Raw genomic sequence first — 25,024 nt, 5'->3', positions numbered from 1 at the left:
TGAACATGATCACTGAAATCAAGGCTGACGACGTCGGTACCAGCGATGCCGCTCAGCCCAACTCCACGCGATGGCGCAAGGCGGCGTGGATCGGCATCCCCGCCGCAGTGCTGCTCGGCGGCCTCGTGGTCGCCAACAAGGACGAGCCGGCCGTGCCGCCGCCCGCCGCGCCCACCGTCACCGTCGCCGCGCCCTTGGTGCGGCAGGTGACCGAATGGGACGATTATGTCGGCCGGTTCGAAGCCAGCCAGACGGTGGAGGTGCGTCCGCGCGTCTCTGGTCAGATCACCGGCATTCACTTCGCTGACGGGCAGGTGGTGCGGAAGGGGCAGCTGCTCTTCACCATCGACCCGCGCCCCTTCGCCGCCGCGCTCGCCGAAGCGCGCGCCGGGCTGGCGAGCGCACAGAGCGATTTGAGCCTCGCCCGCGCCGACCTGTCCCGCGCCGAAAGCCTGATCGCCGATCAGGCCGTGTCGAAGAGCGAGGTGGACCGGCTGCGCGCCCGGGTTCAGGCGGCGTCGGCCGCGGTTGCCGCGGCCCAGGCGCGGGTGCGCTCACGGGCGCTCGACATGGAGTTCACTCGCATTCGCGCGCCGATCGGCGGCCGGGCGTCGGACCGTCGCGTCGATGCCGGCAATCTGGTTGCCGCTGGCGACGCGGGGTCGTTGCTGACCACGATCAACGCGCTCGACCCGATCCATTTCAGCTTCGATGCGTCCGAGGCGCTGTTCCTCAAGGCGAAGCGTGAGCAGGGTAGCGGTCAGGTCGCCGAGATCCGTCTGCAGGACGAAAGCGATTATCGCTGGAAGGGCCGGCTCGACTTTACCGACAACGGCATCGATCCGCGCTCCGGCTCGATCCGTGGCCGGGCGGTGCTCGCCAATCCCAACCTGTTCCTGACGCCGGGCATGTTCGGCAACATGCGGCTGGGATCGGGCGGCACGGTCTCGGCACTGCTTGTGCCCGACGCGGCGGTTCGCACCGATCAGGCGCGCAAGGTCGTGCTGGTCGTCGGGCGCGACGGCACCGTGGCCAGCAAGCCGGTCACCGCCGGTCCGCTGGTGGACGGGCTGCGGGTGATCCGCGGCGGCCTGTCTCCGCAGGACCGGGTCGTCATTGCCGGCACACAGCTGGCTCAACCGGGCGCCAAGGTGCAGGTGCGCTTCGGCCGGGTCGAGCCGGTCCGTAGCCAGTCTCCGTCCATGCCGACGACGCCCGCCGCCGCCCAGGCGACGCTCGCGCCTTAACCCGCCGGGGCTTTGGCCCCGCCTCCACTCTTCAGACTCTCGAACGGGGAGAAGGCTGATGCGCCTCTCACGCTTCTTCATCACGCGCCCGATCTTTGCCGCCGTCCTGGCGATCGTGATCACGATCATCGGCGCGGTCGCCTATCTGGGCCTGCCGATCTCGCAATATCCGGACATCGTGCCGCCGACGGTGACCGTGTCCGCCACTTACCCCGGCGCCTCCGCCGAGACGGTCGCCGACACCGTCGCCGCCCCAATCGAGCAGGAGATCAACGGCGTCGACGACATGCTCTACCAGACCTCGCAGTCGACCGGCGACGGCCGCGTGACGATCACCGTCACCTTCAAGCTCGGCACCGATCTCGATACCGCGCAGGTGCTGGTGCAGAACCGGGTCGCGCTGGCCGAACCGCGCCTGCCCGAGGAGGTACGGCGCCAGGGCGTGGTGGTGCGCAAGACGTCGCCGTCGTGGCTGATGGCGGTGAACGTGCTGTCGCCCGATGGCTCGCTCGATCGCGCCTATGTCTCCAACTATGTCCGCACCCAGATTCGCGACCGGCTGACCCGCGTCGACGGCATCGGCGACGTGCAGGTGTTCGGCACGCGCGACTATTCGATGCGGGTCTGGATCGATCCCAACCGCGCCGCCGCGCTCGGCCTTACCGCGGGCGAGATCGTGCAGGCGCTGCGCGCGCAGAATGTGCAGGTTGCCGCCGGCACGATCGGCCAGCCGCCCTATGGCAACGGCGCCGCGCACCAGCTGAACGTGGAGACGCAGGGCCGCTTCACCACCCCCGAGCAGTTCGCCAGCATCATCGTCCGCACCGATCCGAGCGGCGCGATCGTGCGCGTCTCCGACGTCGCGCGAGTGGAGCTCGGCGCCGAGGATTACGGCGTAAACGCCTATCTCTCGGGCAAGGAATCGGTGATCATGGGCGTCACCCAGCGCCCGGGCACCAACGCGCTCGCCGCCGAACAGGGCATCCTGCGCGAGCTCAAGGCGGCTTCCGCCAGCTTCCCCAAAGGGCTCGAATATCGCGTCATCTGGAACCCGACGCAGTTCATCAGCGAGTCGATGCACGAGGTGCAGAAGACGCTGCTCGAGGCGATGGTGCTCGTCGTCCTCGTGATCCTCTTGTTCCTGCAGAGCTGGCGCGCCGCGATCATCCCGATCGTCGCTATCCCGGTGTCGCTGATCGGCACCTTCGCGATGCTGGCAGCGCTTGGCTACTCGCTCAACACCCTGTCGATGTTCGGCCTGGTGCTGGCGATCGGCATCGTCGTCGACGACGCGATCGTGGTCGTCGAGAATGTCGAGCGGAACCTCGAGCATGGCCTATCGCCGCTCGAGGCCGCCCGACGTTCGATGGACGAAGTGTCGACGGCGCTGGTCGCGATCGTGCTGGTGCTCTGCGCCGTGTTCGTGCCGACCACCTTCCTGACCGGCATTTCGGGCGAGTTCTACCGCCAGTTCGCGGTGACCATCGCGACTGCGACCGTCATCTCGCTGGTGCTGTCGCTGACCCTTTCGCCTGCGCTCGCGGCGATGCTGCTTCGTCCCAAGCAGGATGGTGCGCATGCGACCGGTTGGCGTCGCCGGCTGGCCGCGGCGGGTGAGCGCTTCAACCATGCGTTCGACCGGCTGTCGCGCTGGTATGCGGAGGCGACGCGGGCGCTGGTCACCCGGCCGAAGCGCGTCCTCCTCAGCTATGGCGGGCTGATCGCAGCGACCATCGCCCTCTTCTGGGCGACGCCGACCGGCTTCATCCCGGCGCAGGACCAGAGCTATGCGCTGGCGGCCGTGCAGTTGCCGCCGGGCAGCTCGCTCGAACAGACCGACCGCGTGCTGAAGCAGATGGTCGATCGGCTGCTCAAGGTGCCCGGCACCGAAGCAGCGGTGATGTTCGCCGGCTTCGACGGCGCGTCGGGCACCCAGGCGTCCAATGCGGGCGCCGCCTATATCACCTTCAAGCCGTTTGCCGACCGGCCCAAGGGCGGCCGCTCGGAAGCCGAAATCGTCGCCGGCATGCGCGCGGCGGTCGCCGACATGAACGAAGGCATGGTGTTCGTCATCCCGCCGCCGGTCATCCAGGGCATCGGCAATGGCGGCGGCTATCGGATGATGATCCAGGACCGCAACGGTGCGGGCTTCCAAGCGCTGAACGACGCGGCCTTCGGTCTCATCGGCCAGGCCAACCAGACCGCCGGCCTGACCCAGGTCTACACCTTGTTCAACGCCGCAACCCCGCGCATCTATGCCGATATCGATCGTGCCAAGGCCGACATGCTGGGCGTGCCCCCGTCGCGCGTGTTCGAGACGCTCTCCGTCTATCTCGGCTCGGCCTATGTGAACGACTTCAACCTGCTCGGCCGCACCTTCCGCGTCACCGCCCAGGCCGAAGCGCCGTTCCGCGACGATCCGTCGGACATCGCCAATCTCAAGACCCGCTCCGATCTCGGCGGCATGGTGCCGATCGGCTCGATTGCGACCTTCGAGGATCGCACCGGCCCCTATCGCGTCACTCGCTTCAACCTCTTCCCCGCGGTCGAGGTCAATGGTGAGACGGCGAAGGGCTATGCGACCAGCCAGTCGATGGCGGCGATGGAAGGGCTGGCGGCCAAACTGCCGTCGGGCTTCACCGGTGAATGGACCGACCTTGCCTTCCAGCAGAAAGCGGCCGGCAACGTCGCCGGCATCGCCTTCGGCATGGCGGTGGTGTTCGTCTTCCTCGTGCTCGCCGCCCAGTTCGAAAGCCTGGTGCTGCCGTTCGCGATCATCCTGATCGTGCCGATGACGCTGCTCGCGGCGATGGCGGGCGTCAATCTGCGCGGAATGGACAACAACATCCTGACGCAGATCGGCCTGGTCGTGCTGATCGGCCTCGCCGCCAAGAACGCGATCCTGATCGTCGAGTTCGCCAAGCAGGCGGAAGAACGCGGCGCATCGCTGATCGAGGCGGCCGTCGAAGCAGCCGCCAGCCGGCTCCGGCCGATTCTGATGACCAGCCTCGCTTTCGTCCTCGGCGTTGTGCCGCTGATGCTGGCCGGCGGGCCCGGCTGGGAACTGCGTCAGGCGCTCGGCACGGCCGTCTTCTTCGGGATGCTCGGCGTCACCGTCTTCGGCCTGGTCTTCACCCCCACCTTCTACGTCGTCAGCCGCGGTCTGGGCGAACGCTTCGCCCGCCGCCGCGGCCGTCCGGCGCCGGGCGCATCCGCCCTGCTGCCGGCTGAATGAGGAGCATGAACATGCGCATACTCGCTGCAGTCTCCGCGCTCGCACTGAGCGCCTGCGCGGTCGGCCCGGACTATGTCGCGCCGATCCCGAGCGCGCCTGCCGCCGGCGCCTTCGTTACCCCTGCCGGCCAGGCGATCAGCGCCGCTGCGGCGGTCGAAGGCGATTGGTGGCGGCTCTACCGGGACCAGACGCTCCATACGCTCGTTGCCGACGCGCTGCGCGCCAACACCGATGTGCGCGTGGCGGTCGCCCGACTCGACCGCGCGCGCGCCAGCCTGCGCGAAGTCCGCGCCGATCGCACACCGCAGATCGGCGTCGGCGGTTCCGCGCAATATGGGCGACTGCCCGCCGGCCAAAGGCTCGGGGGCGATCGCGAGAATTGGTATGTCGATGCGGGGCTCGACGTCGCTTATGAAGTCGATCTGTTCGGCCGCGTCACCCGCAACATCGAGGCGGCGCGGGGCGACGTGCAGGCCGCCACCGCCGATATGGAGGCGGTGCGGGTGGCCGTCGCGGCGGAGACTACGCGTGCCTATGCCGACGCGGTCTCGTCGGCCGAGCGGATCACGGTCGCCGAACGCATCGTCGCCTTGCTCGACCAGTCGCTCACGCTGATGCGCAAGCGCGAAGGCGCCGGCCTTGCGACGCCGCTCGACAGCGCCCGGATCGAGGCGCTGCGCAACCAGCGCCAGGCAGACATCCCGAGCCTGCAGGCGGAGCGGCAGTCCGCATTGTTCCGGCTGGCAACGCTCACCGGCCGCGCTCCCGCCGAGCTGCCGCCGGCGGCGGGCGCCCGGCAGACGAGCCTGGTGCTGAACCAGCCGATTCCTGTCGGCGATGGCGCCGCCTTGCTCGCCCGCCGCCCTGATGTGCGCGCGGCCGAACGGCGCCTGGCGGCGGCGACTGCCCGGATCGGCGTTGCCACCGCCGACCTATATCCGCGCGTCACCTTGGGCGGCAGCGTCGGCTCGACGGGCGCGGGCTTCGGCAATCTGTTCGGCGCCAATCCGCTCACCTGGCTGCTCGGGCCGCTGATCAACTGGTCGGTCAATCAGGCACCCGCCCGCGCACGCGTCGCCGGCGCGGAAGCCGACAGCCGCGTGGCGCTGGCGCAGTTCGACGGCACCGTGCTGACCGCCCTTGAGGAGACCGAGACGGCGCTGACCAACTATCAGCGCATGCTGGAACGGCGCAGCGCTCTCGCGGCAGCGCGGGATGCGGCGCAAACCGCCGCCCGGATCAATCGCGCACGCCAGCGGGAAGGCCAGATCGACTCGCTCGAACTGCTCGACGCGGAGCGTACCCTTGCCGATGCCGAGGCGCAGCTCGCCACCGCCGACGCGATGATTTCGCGCGCGCAGGTCGATCTGTTCCGCGCTCTAGGCGGCGGGTGGCAAACGGCGCAGGATCAGGCGCGCTCTTGAGGAGGAAGACCAATGACCGACAGCTATACGCCCCCAAAGGTTTGGACCTGGGACAAGGCGAGCGGGGGCCAGTTCGCATCGATCAACCGGCCGATCGCTGGCCCGACGCATGACCGCGAACTCCCCATCGGCGCGCACCCGCTGCAGCTCTATTCGCTGGGCACGCCCAACGGGATCAAGGTGACGATCCTGCTCGAAGAGCTGCTCGCGCTCGGCCACAAGGGCGCCGAATATGATGCCTGGCTGATCCGCATCGGGGAGGGCGATCAGTTCGGCTCGGGCTTTGTCGAGATCAATCCCAACTCGAAGATCCCCGCGCTCGTCGATCGCAGTGGGCCGGAGCCCATCCGCGCGTTCGAATCTGGCTCGATCCTGCTGTACCTCGCGGAGAAGTTCGGCGCCTTCCTGCCGGCTGGGATCAAGGAGCGGACGGAAGTCCTCTCCTGGCTGTTCTGGCAGATGGGCAGCGCGCCCTTCCTCGGCGGCGGCTTCGGCCATTTCTACGTCTATGCGCCGATCAAGATCGAGTATGCCATCGATCGCTTCGCCATGGAGGCGAAGCGGCAGCTCGACGTCCTCGACCGCCAGCTCGCGACCCGCCCCTACATTGCCGGTGACGAATACAGCATCGCGGATATCGCCATTTGGTCCTGGTACGGGCAAGTCGCGCTCGGGGATGTCTACGGTGCGGCCGAGTTCCTGTCGGCTTCCGACTATGTGCATGTCATCCGCTGGGCTGAGGCTATCGCTGCCCGCCCCGCAGTCCGGAGAGGCCGGATCGTGAACCGCACTTTCGGTGAGCCGCAGTTGGCCGAGCGTCACCAAGCCGCTGATATCGACCAGGCACTTGCCAGTTCGTCCAGTTCAGGCTGAGCGGACGGCCCGTTCGCCGATTGACGTCGCCGGGAAACCCACGCACATGCGCGGGAATCCCGGACGGGGCGGTTAGCTCAGTTGGTAGAGCATCTCGTTTACACCGAGAGGGTCGGCGGTTCGAGCCCGTCACCGCCCACCATTTTGCCCGTCGGTGCCTCCCGGTGATGCTCTCGGACTCCCAAGTTTCTTTGTATAGGTGCTTGACCTGTTCGGCAGGTCCTCAGACGGCGCCTGCATGACCGATGAACGACTGCCACATCAAGGGATTGGCCGAGGCGAGTTCGTGGCCTTCGTCGCCGCGCTGATGGGCGTGAATGCGCTGGGCGTCGACCTGATGCTGCCGGCGCTGCCCGACATCGGCGCCCAGCTCGGCGCGCCCAGTGACAATGCGCGTCAGTGGGTCGTCACCGCCTATGTCTTCGGCTTCGGGCTCGGTCAGCTCGTCTACGGTCCGCTTGCAGACCGATACGGTCGCAGGCCGGTGATCGTGTTGAGCCTGATCGGGTTCGTCGGCGCGAGCATATTTGCCGCAGCGGCCGCGACCTTCACCGCGCTCGTCGCGGCGCGCGTGCTGCAAGGCTTGATGTCCGCCTCGTCCCGCGTGCTGGCGGTGGCGATCGTGCGCGACAGCTATTCCGGCCGGCGCATGGCGCGGATCACTTCGCTCGCGCAGATGATCTTCTTTCTGGTCCCGATCCTTGCGCCCACCATCGGCCAGGCGCTCCTCGCCATCGGGCCGTGGCGCTTTATCTTCTACGTGCTCGCCGGCTTCGCGGCGTTCGTGCTCGCCTGGGCGGCGATCCGCCTCCCCGAGACGCTTGCACCGGCCGATCGCAGGCCGATCTCGATCCGATCGCTGGCGGAAGCTTACCGGCTGACGCTGACCAACCGCTACTCGCTCGGCTATGCGCTGGCGGCGTCGCTTACCTTCGGTGGGATCATCGCCTTCGTTTCCACGTCGCAGCAGGTGTTCGCCAAGACATTCGATGCGGCTGGGGAATTCGGCCTCCTATTCGGAATATGCGCCTTCTTCATGGGCTGCGCCTCGTTCCTGAACAGCCGGCTGGTGGAGCGGCTGGGCACAAGGGCCATCTCGCAGGTCGGTCTGATTGCGCTGATCATCCTGTCCGCGCTGCATGTCGCCATCGACCTGGCGGGGGTAGAGACGCTTTGGACCTATGTCGCCTTTCAGGCGCTGAGCCAGACATGCATCGGCCTATGTGGGGCGAACTTCGGTGCCATGGCCATGCAGCCGGTCGGCCACATCGCCGCCACCGCATCCTCAATCCAGGGCGTGATCACCGCGGTCGGCGCGGTGCTGGTTGCGTCGCTGATCGGTCAGGCCTTTGATGGCACCACGCTGCCATTGGCGCTTGGTTATCTCGGCATCGGTGTGGCCGCCTTCGCGATCGTACTCGTGGTGGAAGGAGGCAAGCTCTTCCACGCCAGAATGGCATAGGATCAGTAGCTTGGTTCAGGCCTTGACCTGCGCCATCCGCACCAGCGCGAAGATCGCGATTCCGGCCCACACCACGTTGAGCGCCGCTGAAGGGATCGCCCCGTTCCAACCGCTGTTGATGACGAAGGCGATCGCGCCCAACAGGTTGAGCGCCTGATAGATGACCGAGCGCGCGGGGATCCGCCCGGCGCTGAGCAGCAGATAGGCGAGCAGGATCAGCCCGGCGCCGATCCAGCCGATGATTTCGATGGCGACGATCACGCGTCGGTCGGCCAGCTACGGCCATCGACCTGAGTGCGGGTCGCACCCGCGAGCAGCGCCGGATCGAACAGGCGGGCGTTCACGCCCATGCGCGCGTGCGGCGGCGGGGTGATCGGCTCCCAATGCGTCCCGATGCCGCAGGTCGCGCAACGGAACACTGTCAGATACGGCGTCGCCAGATCGGACCTAGTATAGCCATGGACCTCGCCGCTGATCGTTAGCTCGTCGGACGAGAAATAGACGCCCTCCCAGCCGGTCTTCGCGCACAGCGAGCAGTTGCAGAGCAGCACCTCACTTGGGATGCGCGAGGCGGTGACTTGCACCGCCCCGCAATGGCAGAACCCTTTGAATTCGGTCACGCCGCCGCGAGCTTCCTCAGCACATAAGGCAGGATGCCGCCGTTCAGGAAGTAATCGAGCTCGTTGACGGTATCGATCCGGCAGCGGGTCATGAAGGTCTCGCTGCTGCCGTCCTTGCGCGTGAGGGTCACTTCGACATCCTGGCGCGGGCGGAGCCCTGCGACATTGTGGATGGTGAAGGTCTCGGAGCCATCGAGCCTCAGCGTCGAACGGTCGACGCCTTCCGCAAACTGCAGCGCGAGCACGCCCATGCCGATCAGGTTGGAGCGGTGGATGCGTTCGAAGCTTTCGGCGATGACGGCGCGGACGCCGAGCAGGTTGGTGCCCTTCGCAGCCCAGTCGCGTGACGATCCGGTGCCATATTCCTTGCCGGCGATAACGACGAGCGCCGTGCCGTCCGCCTTGTGGCGCATGGCCGCGTCGTAGATCGGCATCACTTCGCCGTTATAGTGCGACATGCCGCCCTCGACGCCCGGCACCATCTCGTTCCTGATGCGGATGTTGGCGAAGGTGCCGCGCGTCATCACCTGATCGTTGCCGCGGCGCGCGCCATAGCTGTTGAAGTCAGCGCGGCTGACCTGATGCTCCATCAGATATTTGCCGGCGGGCGAGTCCGCCTTGATCGAGCCCGCTGGCGAGATGTGGTCGGTGGTGATCGAGTCGCCCAGGATCGCGAGCGGCTTGGCGTCGACAATGTCCTGCACCGGGGCGGGCGTCATCGACATGCCTTCGAAATAGGGCGGGTTGGCGACATAGGTGGAGCCGGCGCGCCAGGTGTAGGTGTCGGAGCCTTCGACATTGATGCCGCGCCATTTCACGTCGCCCTGGAACACGTCGGCATAGCGGGACTGGAACATGTCGCGGGTGACGTTCGCGTCCATCAGCGCACGGACTTCGGCGTTGGTCGGCCAGATGTCCTTCAGGAACACGTCGGTGCCGTCCGATCCCTTGCCGATCGGCGTGTTGATCATGTCCTGCGTGACCGTGCCCTTCAGCGCATAGGCAACGACCAGCGGCGGCGAAGCGAGGAAGTTCGCCCGCACGTCGGGCGACACGCGGCCTTCGAAGTTGCGGTTCCCAGAGAGGACCGAGGCGGCGACCAGGTCATTGTCGTTGATCGCCTTGCTAATCGGGGCGGGCAGGGGGCCCGAGTTGCCGATGCAGGTGGTGCAGCCATAGCCGACCAGGTTGAAGCCGATCGCGTCCAGATCTTCGGTCAGGCCCGCGGAGTTGAGATAGTCGGTGACCACCTGCGAACCGGGCGCGAGGCTGGTCTTGACCCAAGGCTTGCGGGTAAGACCCTTTTCGCGCGCCTTGCGGGCGACCAGGCCGGCGGCGACCAGCACCGACGGGTTCGAGGTGTTGGTGCAGCTGGTGATGGCGGCGATCACCACATCGCCATTGGCAATGCCGTGGTCCTCGCCCTCGACGGCGTGGCGCGGGTGGCTGGTGACATCGGAGTAGGCGCCGGCGAGCGAGGCGTTGAACACTTCGTCGACCTGGTTGAGCGGCACCCGGTCCTGCGGGCGCTTGGGTCCGGCCAGCGACGGCTGCACGGTGGACATGTCGAGCGACAGCGTGTCGGTGAACACCGGGTCCGGCGTCTCGGCAGTGCGCCACATACCCTGCGCCTTGCAATAGGCCTCGACCAGCGCGATCGTCTCGTCGGGACGGCCGGTCAGGCGCATATAGTCCAGCGCCTGGGTGTCGATCGGGAAGAAGCCGCAGGTGGCGCCATATTCTGGCGCCATGTTGGCGATCGTCGCGCGGTCGGCGAGCGACAGGGCGTCGAGGCCCGGGCCATAAAACTCCACGAAGCGACCGACCACACCCTTGGCGCGCAGCATCTGGGTGACGGTCAGCACCAGATCGGTGGCGGTGATGCCTTCGGCGAGTTCGCCGGTCAGCTTGAAACCGACCACTTCCGGGATCAGCATGGAGACCGGCTGGCCGAGCATCGCCGCTTCCGCCTCGATGCCGCCCACACCCCAGCCGAGCACGCCCAGACCGTTGACCATCGTCGTATGGCTGTCGGTGCCGACAAGCGTGTCGGGATAGGCGACGGTTTCGCCCTTCTCATCCTCTGACGACCACACGGCGCGGGCGAGATATTCGAGGTTGACCTGGTGGCAGATGCCGGTGCCCGGAGGAACGACGCGGAAGTTGTTCAGCGCCTTCGAACCCCATTTCAGGAATTCGTAGCGCTCCATGTTACGCTGATATTCGAGGTCGACATTCGCCTCGAACGCCTTGGGATTGCCGAACTCGTCGACCATGACCGAGTGGTCGATCACGAGATCGACGGGCACCAGCGGGTTGATCTTCTGCGCGTCGCCGCCCAGCTTGTTCATCGCGTCGCGCATCGCCGCCAGGTCGACCACGCAGGGCACGCCGGTGAAGTCCTGCATCAGCACGCGCGCCGGACGATATTGGATCTCGCGGTTGATCCGCTGTTCCTTCTGCCAGTCGGCGATCGCCTGAATGTCCTCGACGGTGACGGTCACGCCGTCTTCGAAACGAATCAGGTTTTCCAGCAGCACCTTCATCGAGAAGGGCAGCTTCGACACGTCGCCGATCTTCGCCGTCGCCTTCTCGATCGAGTAATAGGCGTAGCTCTTGCCGCCGACCTGAAGCGTGGAGCGAGTGGCGAGCGTGTCCTGTCCGACGGCGGTCATAGGGGTCCCCTTGGTTGTGAGTTCGGTCGCTCGCTTCGCGGAGCGCCGGCGATGTTTGAGGCGGCTCTAGCAAGCGCTTCGCCGCGCGAAAAGGCCGATGCACCCTGAAACCGATATGTGCGTTGTGGAGGCCGCACCAGGAGGAAGAAGGGCCATGGCCAAGGGACTTTCACGTTTCACGATCGAGCGCGCCGGCGACGAATATGTGCTGCACATCGAGGACGAAGACGGCGACACGCTGGAACTGACCGCCAGCTTCGAACAGCTCGACCTGATCAGCGAAGCGCTGGAAGAACATCTCGCCTTCGACGCCGACGATCCGGACCTGCTCGACGACGAAGACGAGGACGAGGAAGAATAGGGCTCAGGCGATCCGGCATTGGTTCGGCCGCATGGCGCTGCTAACAGGGCGCCATGCTGTCGAACCTCCGCGCCGCCTCGGCGCTCGCGCTTGCCGCCTTCGCCGTTCCCTCCCTTGCCCAGCCGATCAAACCCGCCCCGCTGAGCCAGCTCGCCCAGGCGGTCAACATCCCATACGAACAGTTCACGCTGGCGAACGGCCTGCGGGTCATCGTCTCGACCGACCGCAAGGCGCCGATCGTTGCCGTGTCCGTCTGGTACGATGTCGGATCCAAGCATGAGCCCGCCGGCAAGACGGGCTTCGCGCATCTGTTCGAGCATCTGATGTTCAACGGGTCGGAAAACCTGCCGGGCGACACGTTCGAGCCGTTGCAGCAGATCGGCGCCACCGACGTGAACGGCTCCACCTGGTTCGACCGCACCAACTATTTCGAGACGGTGCCCAAGCCGGCGCTCGAGCGAACCCTGTTCCTCGAGAGCGACCGCATGGGCCACTTCCTCGGTGCGATCACCGAGACGAGCCTGAAGAACCAGATCGGCGTCGTGCAGAACGAAAAGCGGCAGGGCGACAACCAGCCGTTCGGGCTGGTCGAATACGCCCAGCTGAAGGCGCTGATCCCCGGCACCCACCCCTATGGTCACTCGACGATCGGATCGATGGCCGATCTCGATGCGGCGAGCCTGGACGATGTGCGCGGCTGGTTCCGCCAGCATTACGGACCTAACAATGCCGTGCTGGTGCTGGCCGGCGACATCGACGTCGCCGAGGCGCGGCCGCTGGTCGAGAAATATTTCGGCGACATCCCGCGCGGGCCGCAACAAGGGCCGATCGCCGTACCTGTGCCGACGCCGGCCAAGCGCGTGGACGAGGTGATGAAGGATCGGGTGGCGACCACCCGCATCTACCGCACCTGGACGATGCCCGGCCTCAACGATCCCGATACCGTGCCGCTCGACATCGCGGCGACGGTGCTCGGTGGCCTGTCCAGTTCGCGCCTCGACAACGCCCTGGTGCGCGGCGACAAGAGCGCGGTCCGGGTTAGCGCCGACCTGCAGCAGTTCGCGCAGCTGAGCTTCTTCGAGGTGCAGGTCGATGTCGCGCCGGGCGTCGATGTGGCGGAGGAAGGCCGCAAGCTCGACCGGCTGATCGCCTCCTTCATCGCCGAAGGGCCGAGCGCCGACGAAGTGCTGCGTGCTGCCACGCGCGACGTCGCCGGCCGCACCGCCTCGCTGGAGTCCGTCGGCGGCGACGGCGGCAAGGCGCCGACGCTGGCGCAGGGTGCGCTCTATTCGGCCGATCCGGGCTTCTACAAGAAGCAGCTGGCGCAATATGCGGCAGCTACGCCTGCGCGCGTGCGGGAGGCGATGCGCAAATGGCTGACTAGGCCGATGCATGCGCTGGTGGTAGAGCCGGGGCCGCGCGGCGCCTATGAGGAGTCGAAGTCGGTCGCAGGAAGCGCACCGACCTTCACCCCGTCCTTCTACCGCAGCCCGGAAGCCTCGAAACAGGCGCTGCAGGCGCTGCAGGCGGTCGACCGGTCGAAGCTGCCCGATGTCGGGCAGATCAAGGATCTGAAGTTTCCCGAGGTGAAGCGGGCCCGGCTCTCGAACGGCGTCGAATTGGTCTATGCCCAGCGCACCGCCACGCCGACGACTCGGATCGTCGTCAGCTTCGATGTCGGCAACGCCGCCGATCCCGTCGAGAAGCTCGGACTGCAGGCGCTGACGCTCAATCTGATGACCGAGGGCACGACGCACCTCGACTCTCGCGCGCTGGCCGAGGCGCAGGAACGTCTCGGCGCCAATATCGGCACCGGCACCTCGACCGACCGGACTAGCGTCAGCCTCTTTGCGCTGTCCACCAATCTGCGTCCCTCGGTCGCGCTGCTTGCCGACGTGCTGAAGAACCCGGCCTTCGCGCTGCCCGAGGTCGAGCGGCTGCGGGCTCAACAGCTGGTGCAGATTTCGGCGGAGCTGACCGACCCGAGCGGCCTCGCCCGGCGCACCTTGCCGCCGCTGCTGTTCGGCCCGGCCCACCCTTATGGCCGCGCCCCGAGCGGATTGGGCACCGCCGAGGTGGTGCGCACGCTTGGCCGCGACGACCTGATCGGCTTCCATCGCGCCTGGATCCGGCCCGACAAGGCAGTGATCTTCGCCGTCAGCGACCGGCCGATCGAGGAGGTACGCGCGGCGCTCGATCAGGAACTGGGCGACTGGCGCGGCACGGGCACGCCCGGACAGAAGGCGACGGCCGCCGCCGTGCCGTCGCCCACGCCGCGCATCGTGCTGGTCGATCGGCCGGACTCGCCCCAGTCGATCATCTATGGCGGTGTGGTGACCGGCCTGAAGGGCAGGGAGGAACTGCTGCCCTATTTGGCTGCCAACGACGTTCTCGGCGGTAACTTCCTGTCGCGCCTCAACATGGACCTGCGCGAAACCAAGGGCTGGTCCTATGGCGTCGGCGGCCGATTCAGTCGCTTGCTGGAGGCTGTGCCCTATCTCGTCTCCGCGCCGGTCCAGGCCGATCGCACCGGCGACGCGCTCAAGGCGCTGCGCGATGACATGCAGGCGTTCCTGACCACGAGCGGCATCACCAAGGCCGAGGAAGAGCGTACGATCAACGGCTTCGTACGCGAACTGCCCGGCAGCTTCGAGACCGCGTCGGACGTGCTGGGCGGCATGCAGAACAACGTCCTCTATGGCCGCCCGGACGACTATTACGACACGCTCGCCAGCCGCTATCGCGCTCTTGATGCCGCGACGATGGATAAGGCCATCCGCGCGGTGGTCGACCCGGCCCGCTTTACCTGGGTGGTCGTCGGCGACGCCAAGCTCGTGAAGCCGCAGCTTGACAGGCTCGGCCTGCCCGTGGAGGTCAGGACGGCGACGCAAACAGTCAAGGGAGAGAAATGATGGCGAATGTCGATGGCGATTGGGATTGCGTGACCAAGTCGCCGCTGGGCGAGCAGAAGTCGGTCTTCACCATCCGCTCCAGCGGCGACACTTTCACTGGCCAGCAGGCAGGCCCGATGGGCTCGCTCGACGTGATCGACGGCAAGGTCGACGGCAACAAGCTGACCTGGAAGATGGAAATGAAGGTCCCGATGCCCATGACGCTGGATTGCCAGGCGACGGTCGACGGCGATACCCTCACCGGCACCGTGGGCGCCGGTGCGTTCGGCAGCTTCCCGCTGACGGGCACGCGCAAGGCTTGATCTCCTAGTTCCTCCCCTGAGCAGGCTCAGGGGAGGATTTTCGTCACGTGCCCCATCTTGCGGCCGGCGCGCACCGTCTTGCCGTAAAGGTGGAGCTTTGCCGCCGGGTCCGCCAGGATTCCTGGCCAGTCGTTCGCGTCCTCGCCGATCAGGTTGCGCATCTCGACGCGCGCGCCGGTCCGCGCCGTCGAGCCGAGCGGCAGGCCGCAGATCGCGCGGATATGGTTTTCGAACTGCGAGGTGACCGCACCTTCGATCGTCCAATGCCCGCTATTATGCACGCGCGGCGCCATTTCGTTGAACACCGGCCCGTCCGCCGTCGCGAAGAACTCGCAGGTGAGGACGCCGATATGGCCGAGGGCTTCGGCCGCCTTTGTTGCGAGAGCAATGGCGCGCTCGGCCTGATCCAGCACGATCGACGGCGCGGGCACCATCGAACGGTCGAGAATGCCGTTCCTGTGCCGGTTCTCCGGCGTGTCCCAATGCACGACCGCCCCGTCCGCACCACGGCAGAGGATCACCGAGAACTCGGTCTCGAAACGAACAAAGCCTTCGAGGGTCGCGGCGACGCCACCAATCTCCTGCCAGGCAGCGTAGAGATCCGCGCCCTCGCCGAGCCGTACCTGGCCCTTGCCGTCATAGCCGAGGCTCGATGTCTTGAGGATCGCCGGCACTCCGATATCGGCGACGGCGTCGCGCAGTTCTGCCAGGCTCTCGACCGCGCGAAAGGGAGCAGTGCGTCCGCCAAGCTCGCGGACCAGCGTCTTCTCGCTCGGCCGGAACCGGGAGACTTCGAGGGAACGCCGGCCGGGCCGCACCGGCACAAGCCCTTCGAGCAGTTCCAGGGCCTCCGCGGGCACATTCTCAAACTCGTAAGTGACGACGCCGACGCTGGCCGCGAACCGCGTGAGTGCTGTCTGATTGTCATAGCCCGCGCGGGTCCATTCGGCGCTGACTTCGGTCGCGGGGCCGCTCGCTTCGGGCGCGTAGATGTGCGTGCGGTAGCCGAGCTGGGCGGCGGCGATGGCGAGCATGCGGCCGAGCTGACCGCCGCCCAAAATGCCGATCGTCGCGCCGGGTGCGAGGATCATTCGGGCTCCGCCGCCACCGCTTCGCTCTGCCGCGTCCGCCAGGCCTGGAGCCGCTCGCCGACGCCTTCGTCCTCGTGCGCCAGGATCGAGGCGGCGAACAGCGCGGCGTTGACCGCGCCAGGTTTGCCGATGGCAAAGGTCGCGACGGGAATGCCGCCCGGCATCTGCACGATCGAGAGCAGGCTATCGATGCCGTTCAATGCCTTGGATTCGATCGGCACGCCCAGCACCGGCACGGTGGTCATCGATGCCGTCATGCCCGGCAGGTGCGCCGCCCCGCCGGCGCCCGCGATGATCGCCCTCAGCCCGCGTCCGGAGGCCTCCTTCGCATAGGCATAGAGCCGGTCAGGCGTGCGGTGAGCGGAGACGATCCGCGCTTCATGGCTGATGCCGAGCGAACCCAGAATCTCCGCGGCATGGCGCATGGTCGGCCAGTCCGACTGGCTGCCCATGATGATGCCGACCAGCGGCGCAGGCTCGCTCATCTTCGCCCCCGTTCAGGAAGCCGCGCGTCTTAAGCTGTGATCTGCGCTATAGCAATGGAGCGGCGACGGCGCTCTAATGCTGGGATGATGACCGTGAACGATGCCGATCTGGCGCGGGAAAATGACCGGTTGCGCGCGCTCGTCGCCGAGCTGGAAGGCCGTATCGAACGGCTCGAACGGCTTGCCGACAGCGATACGCTGACGCCGCTCGCCAATCGTCGCTTCTTCCTGCGCGCGGTCGAACGTGCCGTCGCCCAGCTCGCCCGGCATGGCACCGCTTCGGCGTTGCTGTTCATCGACCTGGACCGACTGAAGGAGATCAATGACGCGCACGGCCATGGCGCCGGCGACGAGGCGCTGATCCACACGGCTTGGGTACTGCGCGAGAAGGTGCGGGCAAGCGATGTTGTCGCGCGCCTGGGCGGGGACGAGTTCGGCGTGCTGCTCGAATATGCCGATGCGGAGGCCGGCGAAGAAAAGGCGGCGGCGCTGCGCCAGGCCGTCGCCGCACGGCCGCTGCATGGGCGCATTCCGATCGGCGTGTCGATCGGCGTCACCGCGCTACGCCCTGCCGACACGCCCGAGGCGGCGCTCGCGCGCGCCGACGAGGCGATGTACCGGGCGAAGCGTTCAGCCTGATCGAAGAAATCCCCGTTCGCTTCGAGCGAAGTCGAGAAGCGGAGCCTAACGACCGTCGCGTTTCTCGACTGCGCTCGAAACGAACGGAGGGTTGTTAGTCCCCCGCCGGCTGCACCAGCAATTTGTCGATCTTGCGGCCGTCCATGTCGACGATCTCGAAGCGCCAGCCCTGTTCCTCGAAATGCTCGCCGACGGTCGGCAGCTTGCGCATCACCGCAAGCACGAAGCCGGCTGTGGTCGCATAGTCGCGGTCTTCGGGCAGATCGAGGTCGAGCCGCTCGGCCAATGTATCGGCGGCCAGCGAGCCGGAGACGAGCAGGCTGCCATCGTCGCGCTCGACCAGGTCCGGGTCTGTGCCTTCATCCTGGTCCGACGCGAAATGACCGGCAATGGCGATGAACAGGTCGGCGGGCGTCACCAGCCCCTCGAGATGACCATATTCGTCGTGGACCAGCACCATCGGCACTTCGGCGCGGCGCAGCGTATCGAGCGCGTCCATCGCGTCGACCTGGTCGGGAACGATCAGCAGCGGGCGCATCAGTTCCCGCAGGTTGAGCGGGCGCCCTTCGATCATCGCGGCGACGATGTCGCGGCTCTGGACCACGCCGACGATGTTGTCGACCGACCCTTCCGCGATCGGCACGCGCGTGTGGGGCGTTTCGACGAAGCGGCGGCGCAGCGTCTCCTCATCGGCATCGGCGTCGATCCAGTCGATGTCGGTGCGCGGCGTCATGACCTCGCGCACCGGCCGGTCGGCGAGGCGGACCACGCCCGAGATGATCGCGCGCTCGCTTTCCTCAATCACACCCGAACGGCTCGCTTCGGCGACCACCATGTGCAGCTCCTCGGCCGTCACATGCTGTTCGGTTTCCCGCTTCATGCGCAGCAGGCGGAAGATCAGCGCGCTCGATTGGTCGAGCAACCAGACGATCGGCTGGGTGATGCGCGCGAACCAGTCCATCGGCACCGCCGCCACCGCCGCGATCGGCTCGGGGTTGCGCAACGCGAATTGCTTGGGAACGAGCTCGCCGATGATCAGCGAGACATAGGTCGTGACGACGATGACAAGCGTGAAGGCAGCCTTGGGCGAGATGCCGATCAGGGCGAGCCGTTCGGCCACCGGCTTTTCCAGCACCGTGCCCGAAAAGGCGCCGGCCAGCAGGCTGATCAGGGTGATCCCGATCTGGCCCGCCGAGAGCAGCCGGCCGGGATTTTCCTGAAGCTTGAGTGCCGTCGCTGCGCCGCGCCAGCCGCTCTTCACCAGCGCCTGCAGCCGCGGCTTGCGCGCCGAGACGATGGCGAGTTCGGACAGCGCGAACAGGCCATTCAGCACGATCAGCGCGAAGATGACCGCGACGCTGATCCAGGGAAAGGGGGAAAGAGGCTGCATGCCGGGCGTGAAACGTCCTTAGCGGTCAATCGGTGCAGACCGCAATGCAGCTCTATGCGACCTCCAAAGTCTTCCGTCCCGCGCGAGTTTTCATCCGGTGGGTGCGGGCGATCCGATCCGTGCGGCCGATGGTGCTCTCGACGAACAGCCATTCGGCAGTGGCGGCCGCCGGGGTGAGGGTCACGGTCATATAGCCGCGCCCGCTCGTATCCGCCCATTTCAGCTCCGGGTTCGTCTCGACCATCGTGCGCGCCATGTCGGCCGGTGCCACGCCGCGGAAATAGGCTTCATAGCCCGGCGAAGTGACGCTCTGCCCGTCGAACTCGACGCCCGAGCGCCGGCCGCCTTCGCTCAGCTCGAACGCCCAGGCGTTGTGGCTGTCGCCGGCAAGCATGATCAGGTCCGCGCCGGCGTCCTGCGCCGCGCCAAGCAAGCGGGAGCGCGCGGCCGGATAGCCGTTCCAATCGTCCATGCTGCTGGGCAGGCCGGCGCGGGCGGCGAGCAGGCCGGCCTGGACCCGCTTGCGCACGAACTCGGGCTGCTCCGGCCCGATCCAGTCGGCGACAGCGGCGGGCGCGACGGTGCGGCCCATGATCGTGCCGTTGCCGATCACCTGCCATTTCTTGCGGCGGCCGGTGGAGCGGTGCAGCTCTGAGGCAAGCCAATGCTCCTGCTCCGAACCGAACATGGAACGCGCCGGATCGCGCCACGGGCCGTCGCGGAAGGCAGCCAGCGCTTTCGCCGGATCGCCGCTTCGGAACGCCGCCTCGATCGACAGCGGCTGCGAGCGCCCGAGCAGCCGCGTGTCGGTGCGGAAATAGGTAGCGAGATCGCCGATCTCGTAAGCAGCGAACGGCGCGTCGCTGACCGGCATCCACTCGCGCCATGCCTGCATCGCGGCGAGCTTGCGCAGCGTCCAGTCGCCTTCGCCTTCATTGTGGTTCTCGGCGCCTCCTTCCCAGGTATCGTTCGCCGTCTCGTGATCGTCGGGCGAGGCAAGGATCGGCAGTCGGTTATGCAGGCGCTGCAGATCGGGATCGGCGCGGTAACAGGCATAGCGCGCGCGATAGTCGGCGAGCTGGATCAGTTCGTTGGCAGGTTCCAGCACCCGCGCCTCAATCGCTTCCTTCAAGGCCGGGTAAACGCCGCGCCGATATTCGTAGAGATAGTCGCCGAGGTGGACGCCCAGCTGCAGGTCGTCGCGCGCCGCGGCATGGGCATAGGCGCTGAAGTATCCGAAGGGCAGGTTGGCGCAGGAGAAGACGGCCATGCGGAACGCGTCGACACGGCCGTCGGGCAGGGTACGGGTGCGACCGACCGGCGACACCTCCCCGTTGGCGGTGAAGCGGTAGAAATAGGTGCGGTCCGGCTGCAGTCCGGCGACAGTGTGTTTGACGGTCCAGTCGCGAAAGGCGCCCGTGACAGCAGTGCCGCCGCCGACAATGCGCGCGAAATCCTCGGTTTCCGACAGCTCGACCGAGACGCGGGCGCTATCGCCCGATGTCGGCACATAACGCGTCCATAGCAGCACCGAGTCCTGCGACGGCTCTCCGCTCGCAACGTCGTGGGTGAAGCCTCGGGCGGCCGCAATCTGGGCCAGCGCTGCGCCTCCACCCGGCAGCAGCAGGGCGCCGAGCCCAAGCGCGGCGCCCCGCACCAGTGAACGGCGGTCGATCGTCAGCGTCATTCGCATCCTCCCGGCCCCAGCCACCTGCGTCAGCGGTGACTTCAGTGGACATACAGCTTGCCTACGCTAGGTTCGGGCCCATGCGAAACATCCTGCTCGCGAGCGTGCTGCTCGCCACCGTCGCCGCACCTACCGCCGCCGCCGAGCCTGCTTATGATCTGGCCGCGTCCCGCGCGAAGATCGCAAAGATCGAGATGAAGCCGGACACGTCGTACCTGACCGCCGAGGAGCGGCAGGTCGTCAACTTGCTGATCGATGCGGCCAACAAGATGTCCGCCATCTATCTCCGCCAGAACTACGCGGCCAATCCGGAGGTGCGGCGCGCGATCTCGGTCAGCCGCCGTGCCGACCAGGCGCAGTTGCTCGACATGTTCGATCTCTATTTCGGCCCCTGGGACGAATTGGCCGACGGGCACCCCTTCTGGGGCAGCAAGATGAAGCCCTCCGGTGCAGGCTTCTATCCGGAAGACCTGACGAAGGAGCAGTTCGAAGCCTATCTCGCGGCCCATCCGGACGAGAAGCCGGCGCTGATCGGCCCGTACACCGTCGTGCGGCGCGAAGGCGCGAAGCTGGTCGCCGTGCCATACTCCAAGGCCTATGCCGAATGGCTGGAGCCCGCGGCCCAAGACCTCGAAAAGGCGGCGGCGATCACGACCAATCCGAGCCTGAAGCGCTTCCTCACTCTTCGCGCGAAGGCGTTCCGCACCGACGATTATTACGAGTCCGAACTCGCCTGGATGGACCTGAAAGACACGCCGATCGAAGTCGCGATCGGGCCGTACGAGACCTACACCGACGAGCTTTACGGCGCGAAGACGGCATTCGAGGCGTTCGTGACCCTGCGCAACCCCAAGGCCTCCGCCGCGCTCGACAAGTACAAGCGCTACCTCCGCGACATGGAAGCCAATCTGCCGGTCGAGGAGAAGTACAAGAACTTCCAGCGCGGCTTTGAATCGCCGATCGCGGTCGTCGATCAGGTGCATGGCGGCGGCGACAATGTGCCGGGCGTGCAGACGGTCGCCTTCAACCTCCCGAACGACGAGCGAGTGCGCGAGGCGAAGGGCGCGAAGAAGGTCATCCTGGCGAACGTCCTCGGCGCCAAATATGAGCGCATCCTGAAACCGATGGCGGCGCTGGTGCTGGTGCCGGACCAGGCGCGGCTCGTGACCGACAAATATATGGAGAACGAGACGCTGTTCCACGAGCTGTCGCACAGCCTGGGGCCGGGCACGATCGTGAAGGACGGGCGCAAGACCAGCGTCGATAAGGAGCTGAAGGAACTCGCCTCGGGCCTTGAAGAAGCCAAGGCCGATGTGATGGGGGCCTGGAACATCCTGTTCATGATGGACAAGGGCGAACTGCCCGCCAACGAGCGGTCGCAACTGAAGGCGACCTATGTCGCCGGCCTGTTCCGGGCGATGCGCTTCGGCATCGGGGAGGCGCACGGCAAGGGCGCCGCCGCGCAATATCGCTTCCTGCGCGAACATGGCGCCATCACCTGGGACGCTGGCGCCCGGCGCTTCCGCGTCGATGAGACGAAGATCAAGGATGGCATAGCCGCTCTGGTCGCCGCGATCGTGAAGCTGCAGGGCGATGGGGACTATGAGGGCGTGAAGGCCTTCTACGCGAAATATGCCGTGCTCGATCCCGAAGCGCAGGCGGTGATCGCGACCATGAGCAACATTCCCGTCGATATCCAGCCCATCTATCCGGAGAAGCTGTAACCGCGTGGCGCTCCGCACGTTGATGCACCGTGCCTGACTTTCTTGCCAACCTGCCGACCACGACCATCGCGCTGGCGATCGGGGCTTTCCTGATCGTCACGCTGTTGCAGCGCATCCCCGTCATCGGTGGCATCGTCCGGCTCGGCCTATCCCTGGTGATGGTTGCCGTGGTGGCGATGCTGCTGACCGAGCGCATGCCGTTCGACCCGGTGCTGTCCGGCATCGCTGAGCGCTTCAAGCTTGGCGGCCAGGAAGTCGCCGGCGACGAGACCCGGTTGCGGATGAGCAGCAACGGCCATTTCTTCGCCGATGTGACGCTGAACGGCGTCAAGCGGCGGATGCTGATCGACAGCGGCGCGACGGTCACCGCCATTTCGCAGCGCACGGCCGCCGAAGCGGGCTTGAAGACCGATCGCAGCATCATTCCCGTCATCATCCAGACCGCGAACGGCGCGGTGCGGGCCGAGACGGGGACGATCGCCGAACTTCGCCTGGGCAACATCGTCGCGCGCGACCTGAAGGTAGTAGTCTCGCCGGCCTTCGGCTCCGTCGATGTGATCGGGATGAACCTGTTGTCGAAGCTCAAGTCGTGGCGAGTCGAGGGGCGCACGCTGATCCTGACCCCGAACCATCCGCAGGCGGTGGCGGCAGACTAGCTCCATACGTCATCCCGAACTTGTTTCGGGCAAGGTTCGAGCCAGGCGTGATCTGGTCGGGATCGCTCAGGCGGATGTCTTGTCCCGAAACAAGTTCGGGTGACGGTCGGGAGGCTTACACCCGCTCCGCGCTCGCCACTGCGTCCGCCGCCCGAAGCGCGGCCAGGATACGCATCAGGTGGTGCAGATCATGCACCTCCAGATCGACCTGGAAGGTGTGGAAGGCGCCGTCGCGATTCTCGAGCTTCAGGTTCAGGATGTTGGCCTTGTGCGTGCCGAAGATGCCGCTCATTACAGCGAGCGAACCCGGCTCGTTCTTGACGATGACGTGGAGCCGCGCGGTGCCGCCGTCCGACTTGTCGCCCCAGGCGAGATCGACCCAATCGGCATCGACGCCGTCCGCCAGGCGCGGACAGTCGATCGTGTGGACCTGGATCGCTTCGTCGGGGCGGCGTAGGCCGACGATCCGGTCGCCGGGCACCGGATGGCAACAGGCGGCGAGATCGAAGGCGACGCCCGGCGTCAGGCCCTTGATCGAGATCGCCTGGCGTTGCGCCGGCGCCTTGGCGTCGACATCGCCGCCGGCGGAACCCGGCATCAGTGCTTCCATCAGCGCCGCATCGCTGACCGTGCCGCGCGCGACCGCCACCATCAGGCTCGCCTCGTCGGCAATCTTCAGTCGCTGCAGCGCGCTCTTCATCGCGTCGGTGCCGAGCTGGGCGGGGAGCCGCGCCACGATTTCATCATAGAGCTTGCGGCCGAGCGCGATCATCTCGTCGCGTTCCTTGTGCCGCACATAGCGCCGGATCGCCGCCCGCGCCTTGCCGGTCACGGCGAAGTTCAGCCATTGCGGCTGCGGCTCCTGCGCCTTGGACTTCAGGATCTGGACCTGGTCGCCATTCTCGATCGGCGTGCGCAGCGGCACCACGCGGCCGTTGACCTTGGCGCCGACGGTCTGGTCGCCGAGATCGGTGTGCACCGCATAGGCGAAATCGACCGGCGTCGACCCCTTGGGCAGCTGGATCAGCTCGCCCTTGGGCGTGAAGGCGAAGATGCGATCCTGGTACATGGCCATCCGCGTATGCTCGAGCAGCTCTTCCGGGCTGTCGGCCGTGTCGAGGATTTCGATCAGGTCCCTGATCCAGCGCACCTGGGTATCCGGCTTGTCGTGCGCCTGCTTGTACGCCCAGTGGGCGGCGAGGCCGAACTCGGCCTGCGCATGCATGTCGCGGGATCGCAGCTGGATCTCAACGCGCATATTCTCGGCATGGATCACCGAGGTGTGCAGCGAGCGATAGCCGTTGCGCTTGGGCGTCGAGATATAGTCCTTGAAGCGGCCCGGAACCATCGGCCAGCGGCCATGGATTACGCCCAGCGCCTTGTAGCAGTCCTGCGTGCTCGGCACGATCGCGCGGAATGCCATCACGTCGGACAATTGCTCGAAGCTGATGTGGCGCTCGGCCATTTTCCGCCAGATCGAATAGACGTGCTTTTCGCGGCCCTGCACTTCGGCTTCGATGCCGTTGCGGGAAAGCAGCAGCTTCAGCCCCGAGGCGATCCGCGCGATCCGGTCGCCGCCGCCCTCGTGGAGTTGCTGCAGCCGCTTGGTGATCGATTCATAGGCTTCGGGTTCGAGCTGCCTGAACGCGAGCGTCTGCATCTCGTTCATGAACTCGTACATGCCGATCCGCTCCGCGAGCGGGGCATAGATGTCCATCGTCTCCTTGGCGATGCGCCGGCGCTTGGCCTCATCCTTGATGAAATGGAGCGTGCGCATGTTGTGCAGCCGGTCGGCGAGTTTCACCAGCAGCACGCGGATGTCGTCGGACATCGCCAGCAGGAACTTGCGCAGGTTCTCGGCGGCGCGCTGGTTTTCCGTCTGCGCCTCGATCTTGCTGAGCTTGGTGACGCCGTCGACCAGCCGCGCGACATTCGATCCGAACTTCGCCTCGATCTCCTCGTGGGTTGCGACCGTGTCTTCGATCGTGTCGTGCAGGATCGCGGTGGCGATCGTTTCGTCGTCGAGATGCAGGTCGGTCAGGATGCCGGCGACCTCGATCGGGTGGCTGTAATAGGGATCGCCCGACGCCCGCTTCTGCGTCCCATGCGCCTGCATCGAGAACACATAGGCGCGGTTGATCAGCGCCTCGTCCGCCTCCGGGTCATAACTCTTGACCCGTTCCACCAATTCATACTGCCTCAGCACTGCCCCAAGATCGGGAAAGGCTTGCCGCAAGGCAA

19 protein-coding genes and 1 tRNA gene are annotated in these 25,024 nt (G+C 66.5%); 12 read left to right on the top strand and 8 right to left on the bottom strand.

All coding sequences use genetic code 11. From position 1 onward, the window contains the following. The first annotated feature begins 5 nt into the window (after positions 1 to 5). From HJG53_RS04325 to HJG53_RS04300, 6 genes are all read left to right on the top strand, one after another. Positions 6 to 1,247, top strand: a complete 1,242-nt coding sequence (locus HJG53_RS04325) for an efflux RND transporter periplasmic adaptor subunit (protein WP_254447551.1) — start codon at positions 6 to 8, stop codon at positions 1,245 to 1,247. 58 nt (positions 1,248 to 1,305) lie between these two features. Then, positions 1,306 to 4,482 (top strand): efflux RND transporter permease subunit, encoded by a 3,177-nt coding sequence (locus tag HJG53_RS04320; protein WP_171127919.1) that lies wholly within the window; start codon positions 1,306 to 1,308, stop codon positions 4,480 to 4,482. A gap of 5 nt (positions 4,483 to 4,487) precedes the next feature. Continuing rightward, positions 4,488 to 5,906 (top strand): efflux transporter outer membrane subunit, encoded by a 1,419-nt coding sequence (locus HJG53_RS04315; protein ID WP_171127918.1) that lies wholly within the window; start codon positions 4,488 to 4,490, stop codon positions 5,904 to 5,906. 12 nt (positions 5,907 to 5,918) lie between these two features. Next, positions 5,919 to 6,779: a glutathione-dependent disulfide-bond oxidoreductase gene (gene yghU, locus HJG53_RS04310; protein WP_171127917.1), complete on the top strand. Its 861-nt coding sequence runs from the start codon at positions 5,919 to 5,921 to the stop codon at positions 6,777 to 6,779. Between the two features lie 66 nt (positions 6,780 to 6,845). Continuing rightward, positions 6,846 to 6,921: transfer RNA gene (locus HJG53_RS04305), tRNA-Val, on the top strand. Between the two features lie 96 nt (positions 6,922 to 7,017). After that, complete coding sequence (locus HJG53_RS04300; protein WP_171127916.1) at positions 7,018 to 8,241, top strand: multidrug effflux MFS transporter; 1,224 nt, start codon at positions 7,018 to 7,020, stop codon at positions 8,239 to 8,241. A gap of 15 nt (positions 8,242 to 8,256) precedes the next feature. Here HJG53_RS04300 and HJG53_RS04295 read toward each other — a convergent pair whose 3' ends face one another. From HJG53_RS04295 to acnA, 3 genes are read right to left on the bottom strand one after another with little or no spacing between them, the layout of a single operon-like run. After that, the gene (locus HJG53_RS04295) at positions 8,257 to 8,502 is read right to left on the bottom strand and encodes a hypothetical protein (protein WP_171127915.1); all 246 of its coding nucleotides are present in this window, start codon (positions 8,500 to 8,502) and stop codon (positions 8,257 to 8,259) included. Continuing rightward, the gene (locus HJG53_RS04290; RefSeq protein ID WP_171127914.1) at positions 8,499 to 8,861 is read right to left on the bottom strand and encodes a GFA family protein; all 363 of its coding nucleotides are present in this window, start codon (positions 8,859 to 8,861) and stop codon (positions 8,499 to 8,501) included. The genes HJG53_RS04295 and HJG53_RS04290 overlap by 4 nt, the downstream gene beginning before the upstream one ends. Then, on the bottom strand, positions 8,858 to 11,536 hold the full coding sequence (acnA, locus tag HJG53_RS04285) for an aconitate hydratase AcnA (RefSeq protein ID WP_171127913.1): 2,679 nt from the start codon (positions 11,534 to 11,536) through the stop codon (positions 8,858 to 8,860). Before acnA ends, HJG53_RS04290 begins: the two co-directional genes overlap by 4 nt. Before the next feature lie 154 nt (positions 11,537 to 11,690). On the opposite strand from acnA, the gene HJG53_RS04280 reads away from it, so the two are divergent. Genes HJG53_RS04280 through HJG53_RS04270 form a run of 3 tightly spaced genes read left to right on the top strand, consistent with a single transcriptional unit; the run spans position 11,691 to position 15,111 of the window. Further along, the gene (locus HJG53_RS04280) at positions 11,691 to 11,897 is read left to right on the top strand and encodes a hypothetical protein (RefSeq protein ID WP_171127912.1); all 207 of its coding nucleotides are present in this window, start codon (positions 11,691 to 11,693) and stop codon (positions 11,895 to 11,897) included. Between the two features lie 53 nt (positions 11,898 to 11,950). Further along, positions 11,951 to 14,809: a pitrilysin family protein gene (locus HJG53_RS04275; RefSeq protein WP_171127911.1), complete on the top strand. Its 2,859-nt coding sequence runs from the start codon at positions 11,951 to 11,953 to the stop codon at positions 14,807 to 14,809. Then, entirely contained in the window at positions 14,809 to 15,111 is a 303-nt protein-coding gene (locus HJG53_RS04270; protein WP_171127910.1) for a hypothetical protein, read from the top strand. The genes HJG53_RS04275 and HJG53_RS04270 overlap by 1 nt, the downstream gene beginning before the upstream one ends. Before the next feature lie 26 nt (positions 15,112 to 15,137). On the opposite strand, the gene HJG53_RS04265 is transcribed toward HJG53_RS04270, so the two are convergent. Together HJG53_RS04265 and purE are read right to left on the bottom strand one after the other, a co-directional pair. After that, positions 15,138 to 16,202: a 5-(carboxyamino)imidazole ribonucleotide synthase gene (locus HJG53_RS04265; RefSeq protein ID WP_171127909.1), complete on the bottom strand. Its 1,065-nt coding sequence runs from the start codon at positions 16,200 to 16,202 to the stop codon at positions 15,138 to 15,140. Then, positions 16,199 to 16,687, bottom strand: coding sequence for a 5-(carboxyamino)imidazole ribonucleotide mutase (gene purE, locus HJG53_RS04260; protein ID WP_171127908.1), 489 nt, complete (start codon positions 16,685 to 16,687; stop codon positions 16,199 to 16,201). Before purE ends, HJG53_RS04265 begins: the two co-directional genes overlap by 4 nt. Positions 16,688 to 16,774: 87 nt before the next feature. On the opposite strand from purE, the gene HJG53_RS04255 reads away from it, so the two are divergent. Continuing rightward, positions 16,775 to 17,326, top strand: coding sequence for a GGDEF domain-containing protein (locus HJG53_RS04255; RefSeq protein ID WP_171127907.1), 552 nt, complete (start codon positions 16,775 to 16,777; stop codon positions 17,324 to 17,326). Positions 17,327 to 17,420: 94 nt separating this feature from the next. Here HJG53_RS04255 and HJG53_RS04250 read toward each other — a convergent pair whose 3' ends face one another. Together HJG53_RS04250 and HJG53_RS04245 are read right to left on the bottom strand one after the other, a co-directional pair. Beyond that, a complete protein-coding gene (locus HJG53_RS04250) occupies positions 17,421 to 18,716 on the bottom strand; it encodes a hemolysin family protein (RefSeq protein ID WP_171127906.1) in 1,296 nt (431 codons plus the stop codon). Positions 18,717 to 18,768: 52 nt separating this feature from the next. Next, positions 18,769 to 20,403 carry an alkaline phosphatase gene (locus HJG53_RS04245; protein ID WP_171127905.1) on the bottom strand — a complete coding sequence of 545 codons (1,635 nt, stop codon included), beginning with the start codon at positions 20,401 to 20,403 and terminating at the stop codon, positions 18,769 to 18,771. A gap of 80 nt (positions 20,404 to 20,483) precedes the next feature. On the opposite strand from HJG53_RS04245, the gene HJG53_RS04240 reads away from it, so the two are divergent. Continuing rightward, positions 20,484 to 22,127: a hypothetical protein gene (locus HJG53_RS04240; protein WP_171127904.1), complete on the top strand. Its 1,644-nt coding sequence runs from the start codon at positions 20,484 to 20,486 to the stop codon at positions 22,125 to 22,127. Between the two features lie 29 nt (positions 22,128 to 22,156). After that, a complete protein-coding gene (locus tag HJG53_RS04235) occupies positions 22,157 to 22,783 on the top strand; it encodes a TIGR02281 family clan AA aspartic protease (protein WP_368039500.1) in 627 nt (208 codons plus the stop codon). A gap of 115 nt (positions 22,784 to 22,898) precedes the next feature. Here HJG53_RS04235 and HJG53_RS04230 read toward each other — a convergent pair whose 3' ends face one another. After that, positions 22,899 to 24,989, bottom strand: coding sequence for a bifunctional (p)ppGpp synthetase/guanosine-3',5'-bis(diphosphate) 3'-pyrophosphohydrolase (locus HJG53_RS04230; RefSeq protein WP_171127903.1), 2,091 nt, complete (start codon positions 24,987 to 24,989; stop codon positions 22,899 to 22,901). Positions 24,990 to 25,024 lie beyond the last annotated feature (35 nt).

Origin of the sequence: Sphingomonas sp. ID1715 (assembly GCF_013044515.1) — a bacterium.
In the GTDB taxonomy this organism is placed as follows: domain Bacteria; phylum Pseudomonadota; class Alphaproteobacteria; order Sphingomonadales; family Sphingomonadaceae; genus Sphingomonas_B.
This window is presented reverse-complemented; position numbering and strand designations above follow the sequence as displayed.

Coding starts and splice junctions, on each gene's coding strand:
- HJG53_RS04325 (WP_254447551.1), top strand. CDS start 6: ATGATCACTGAAATCAAGGCTGACGACGTCGGTACCAGCGATGCCGCT.
- HJG53_RS04275 (WP_171127911.1), top strand. CDS start 11,951: ATGCTGTCGAACCTCCGCGCCGCCTCGGCGCTCGCGCTTGCCGCCTTC.
- HJG53_RS04315 (WP_171127918.1), top strand. CDS start 4,488: ATGAACATGCGCATACTCGCTGCAGTCTCCGCGCTCGCACTGAGCGCC.
- HJG53_RS04280 (WP_171127912.1), top strand. CDS start 11,691: ATGGCCAAGGGACTTTCACGTTTCACGATCGAGCGCGCCGGCGACGAA.
- HJG53_RS04240 (WP_171127904.1), top strand. CDS start 20,484: ATGCGAAACATCCTGCTCGCGAGCGTGCTGCTCGCCACCGTCGCCGCA.
- HJG53_RS04245 (WP_171127905.1), bottom strand. CDS start 20,403: ATGACGCTGACGATCGACCGCCGTTCACTGGTGCGGGGCGCCGCGCTT.
- yghU (WP_171127917.1), top strand. CDS start 5,919: ATGACCGACAGCTATACGCCCCCAAAGGTTTGGACCTGGGACAAGGCG.
- acnA (WP_171127913.1), bottom strand. CDS start 11,536: ATGACCGCCGTCGGACAGGACACGCTCGCCACTCGCTCCACGCTTCAG.
- purE (WP_171127908.1), bottom strand. CDS start 16,687: ATGAGCGAGCCTGCGCCGCTGGTCGGCATCATCATGGGCAGCCAGTCG.
- HJG53_RS04300 (WP_171127916.1), top strand. CDS start 7,018: ATGACCGATGAACGACTGCCACATCAAGGGATTGGCCGAGGCGAGTTC.
- HJG53_RS04250 (WP_171127906.1), bottom strand. CDS start 18,716: ATGCAGCCTCTTTCCCCCTTTCCCTGGATCAGCGTCGCGGTCATCTTC.
- HJG53_RS04265 (WP_171127909.1), bottom strand. CDS start 16,202: ATGATCCTCGCACCCGGCGCGACGATCGGCATTTTGGGCGGCGGTCAG.
- HJG53_RS04320 (WP_171127919.1), top strand. CDS start 1,306: ATGCGCCTCTCACGCTTCTTCATCACGCGCCCGATCTTTGCCGCCGTC.
- HJG53_RS04255 (WP_171127907.1), top strand. CDS start 16,775: ATGACCGTGAACGATGCCGATCTGGCGCGGGAAAATGACCGGTTGCGC.
- HJG53_RS04270 (WP_171127910.1), top strand. CDS start 14,809: ATGGCGAATGTCGATGGCGATTGGGATTGCGTGACCAAGTCGCCGCTG.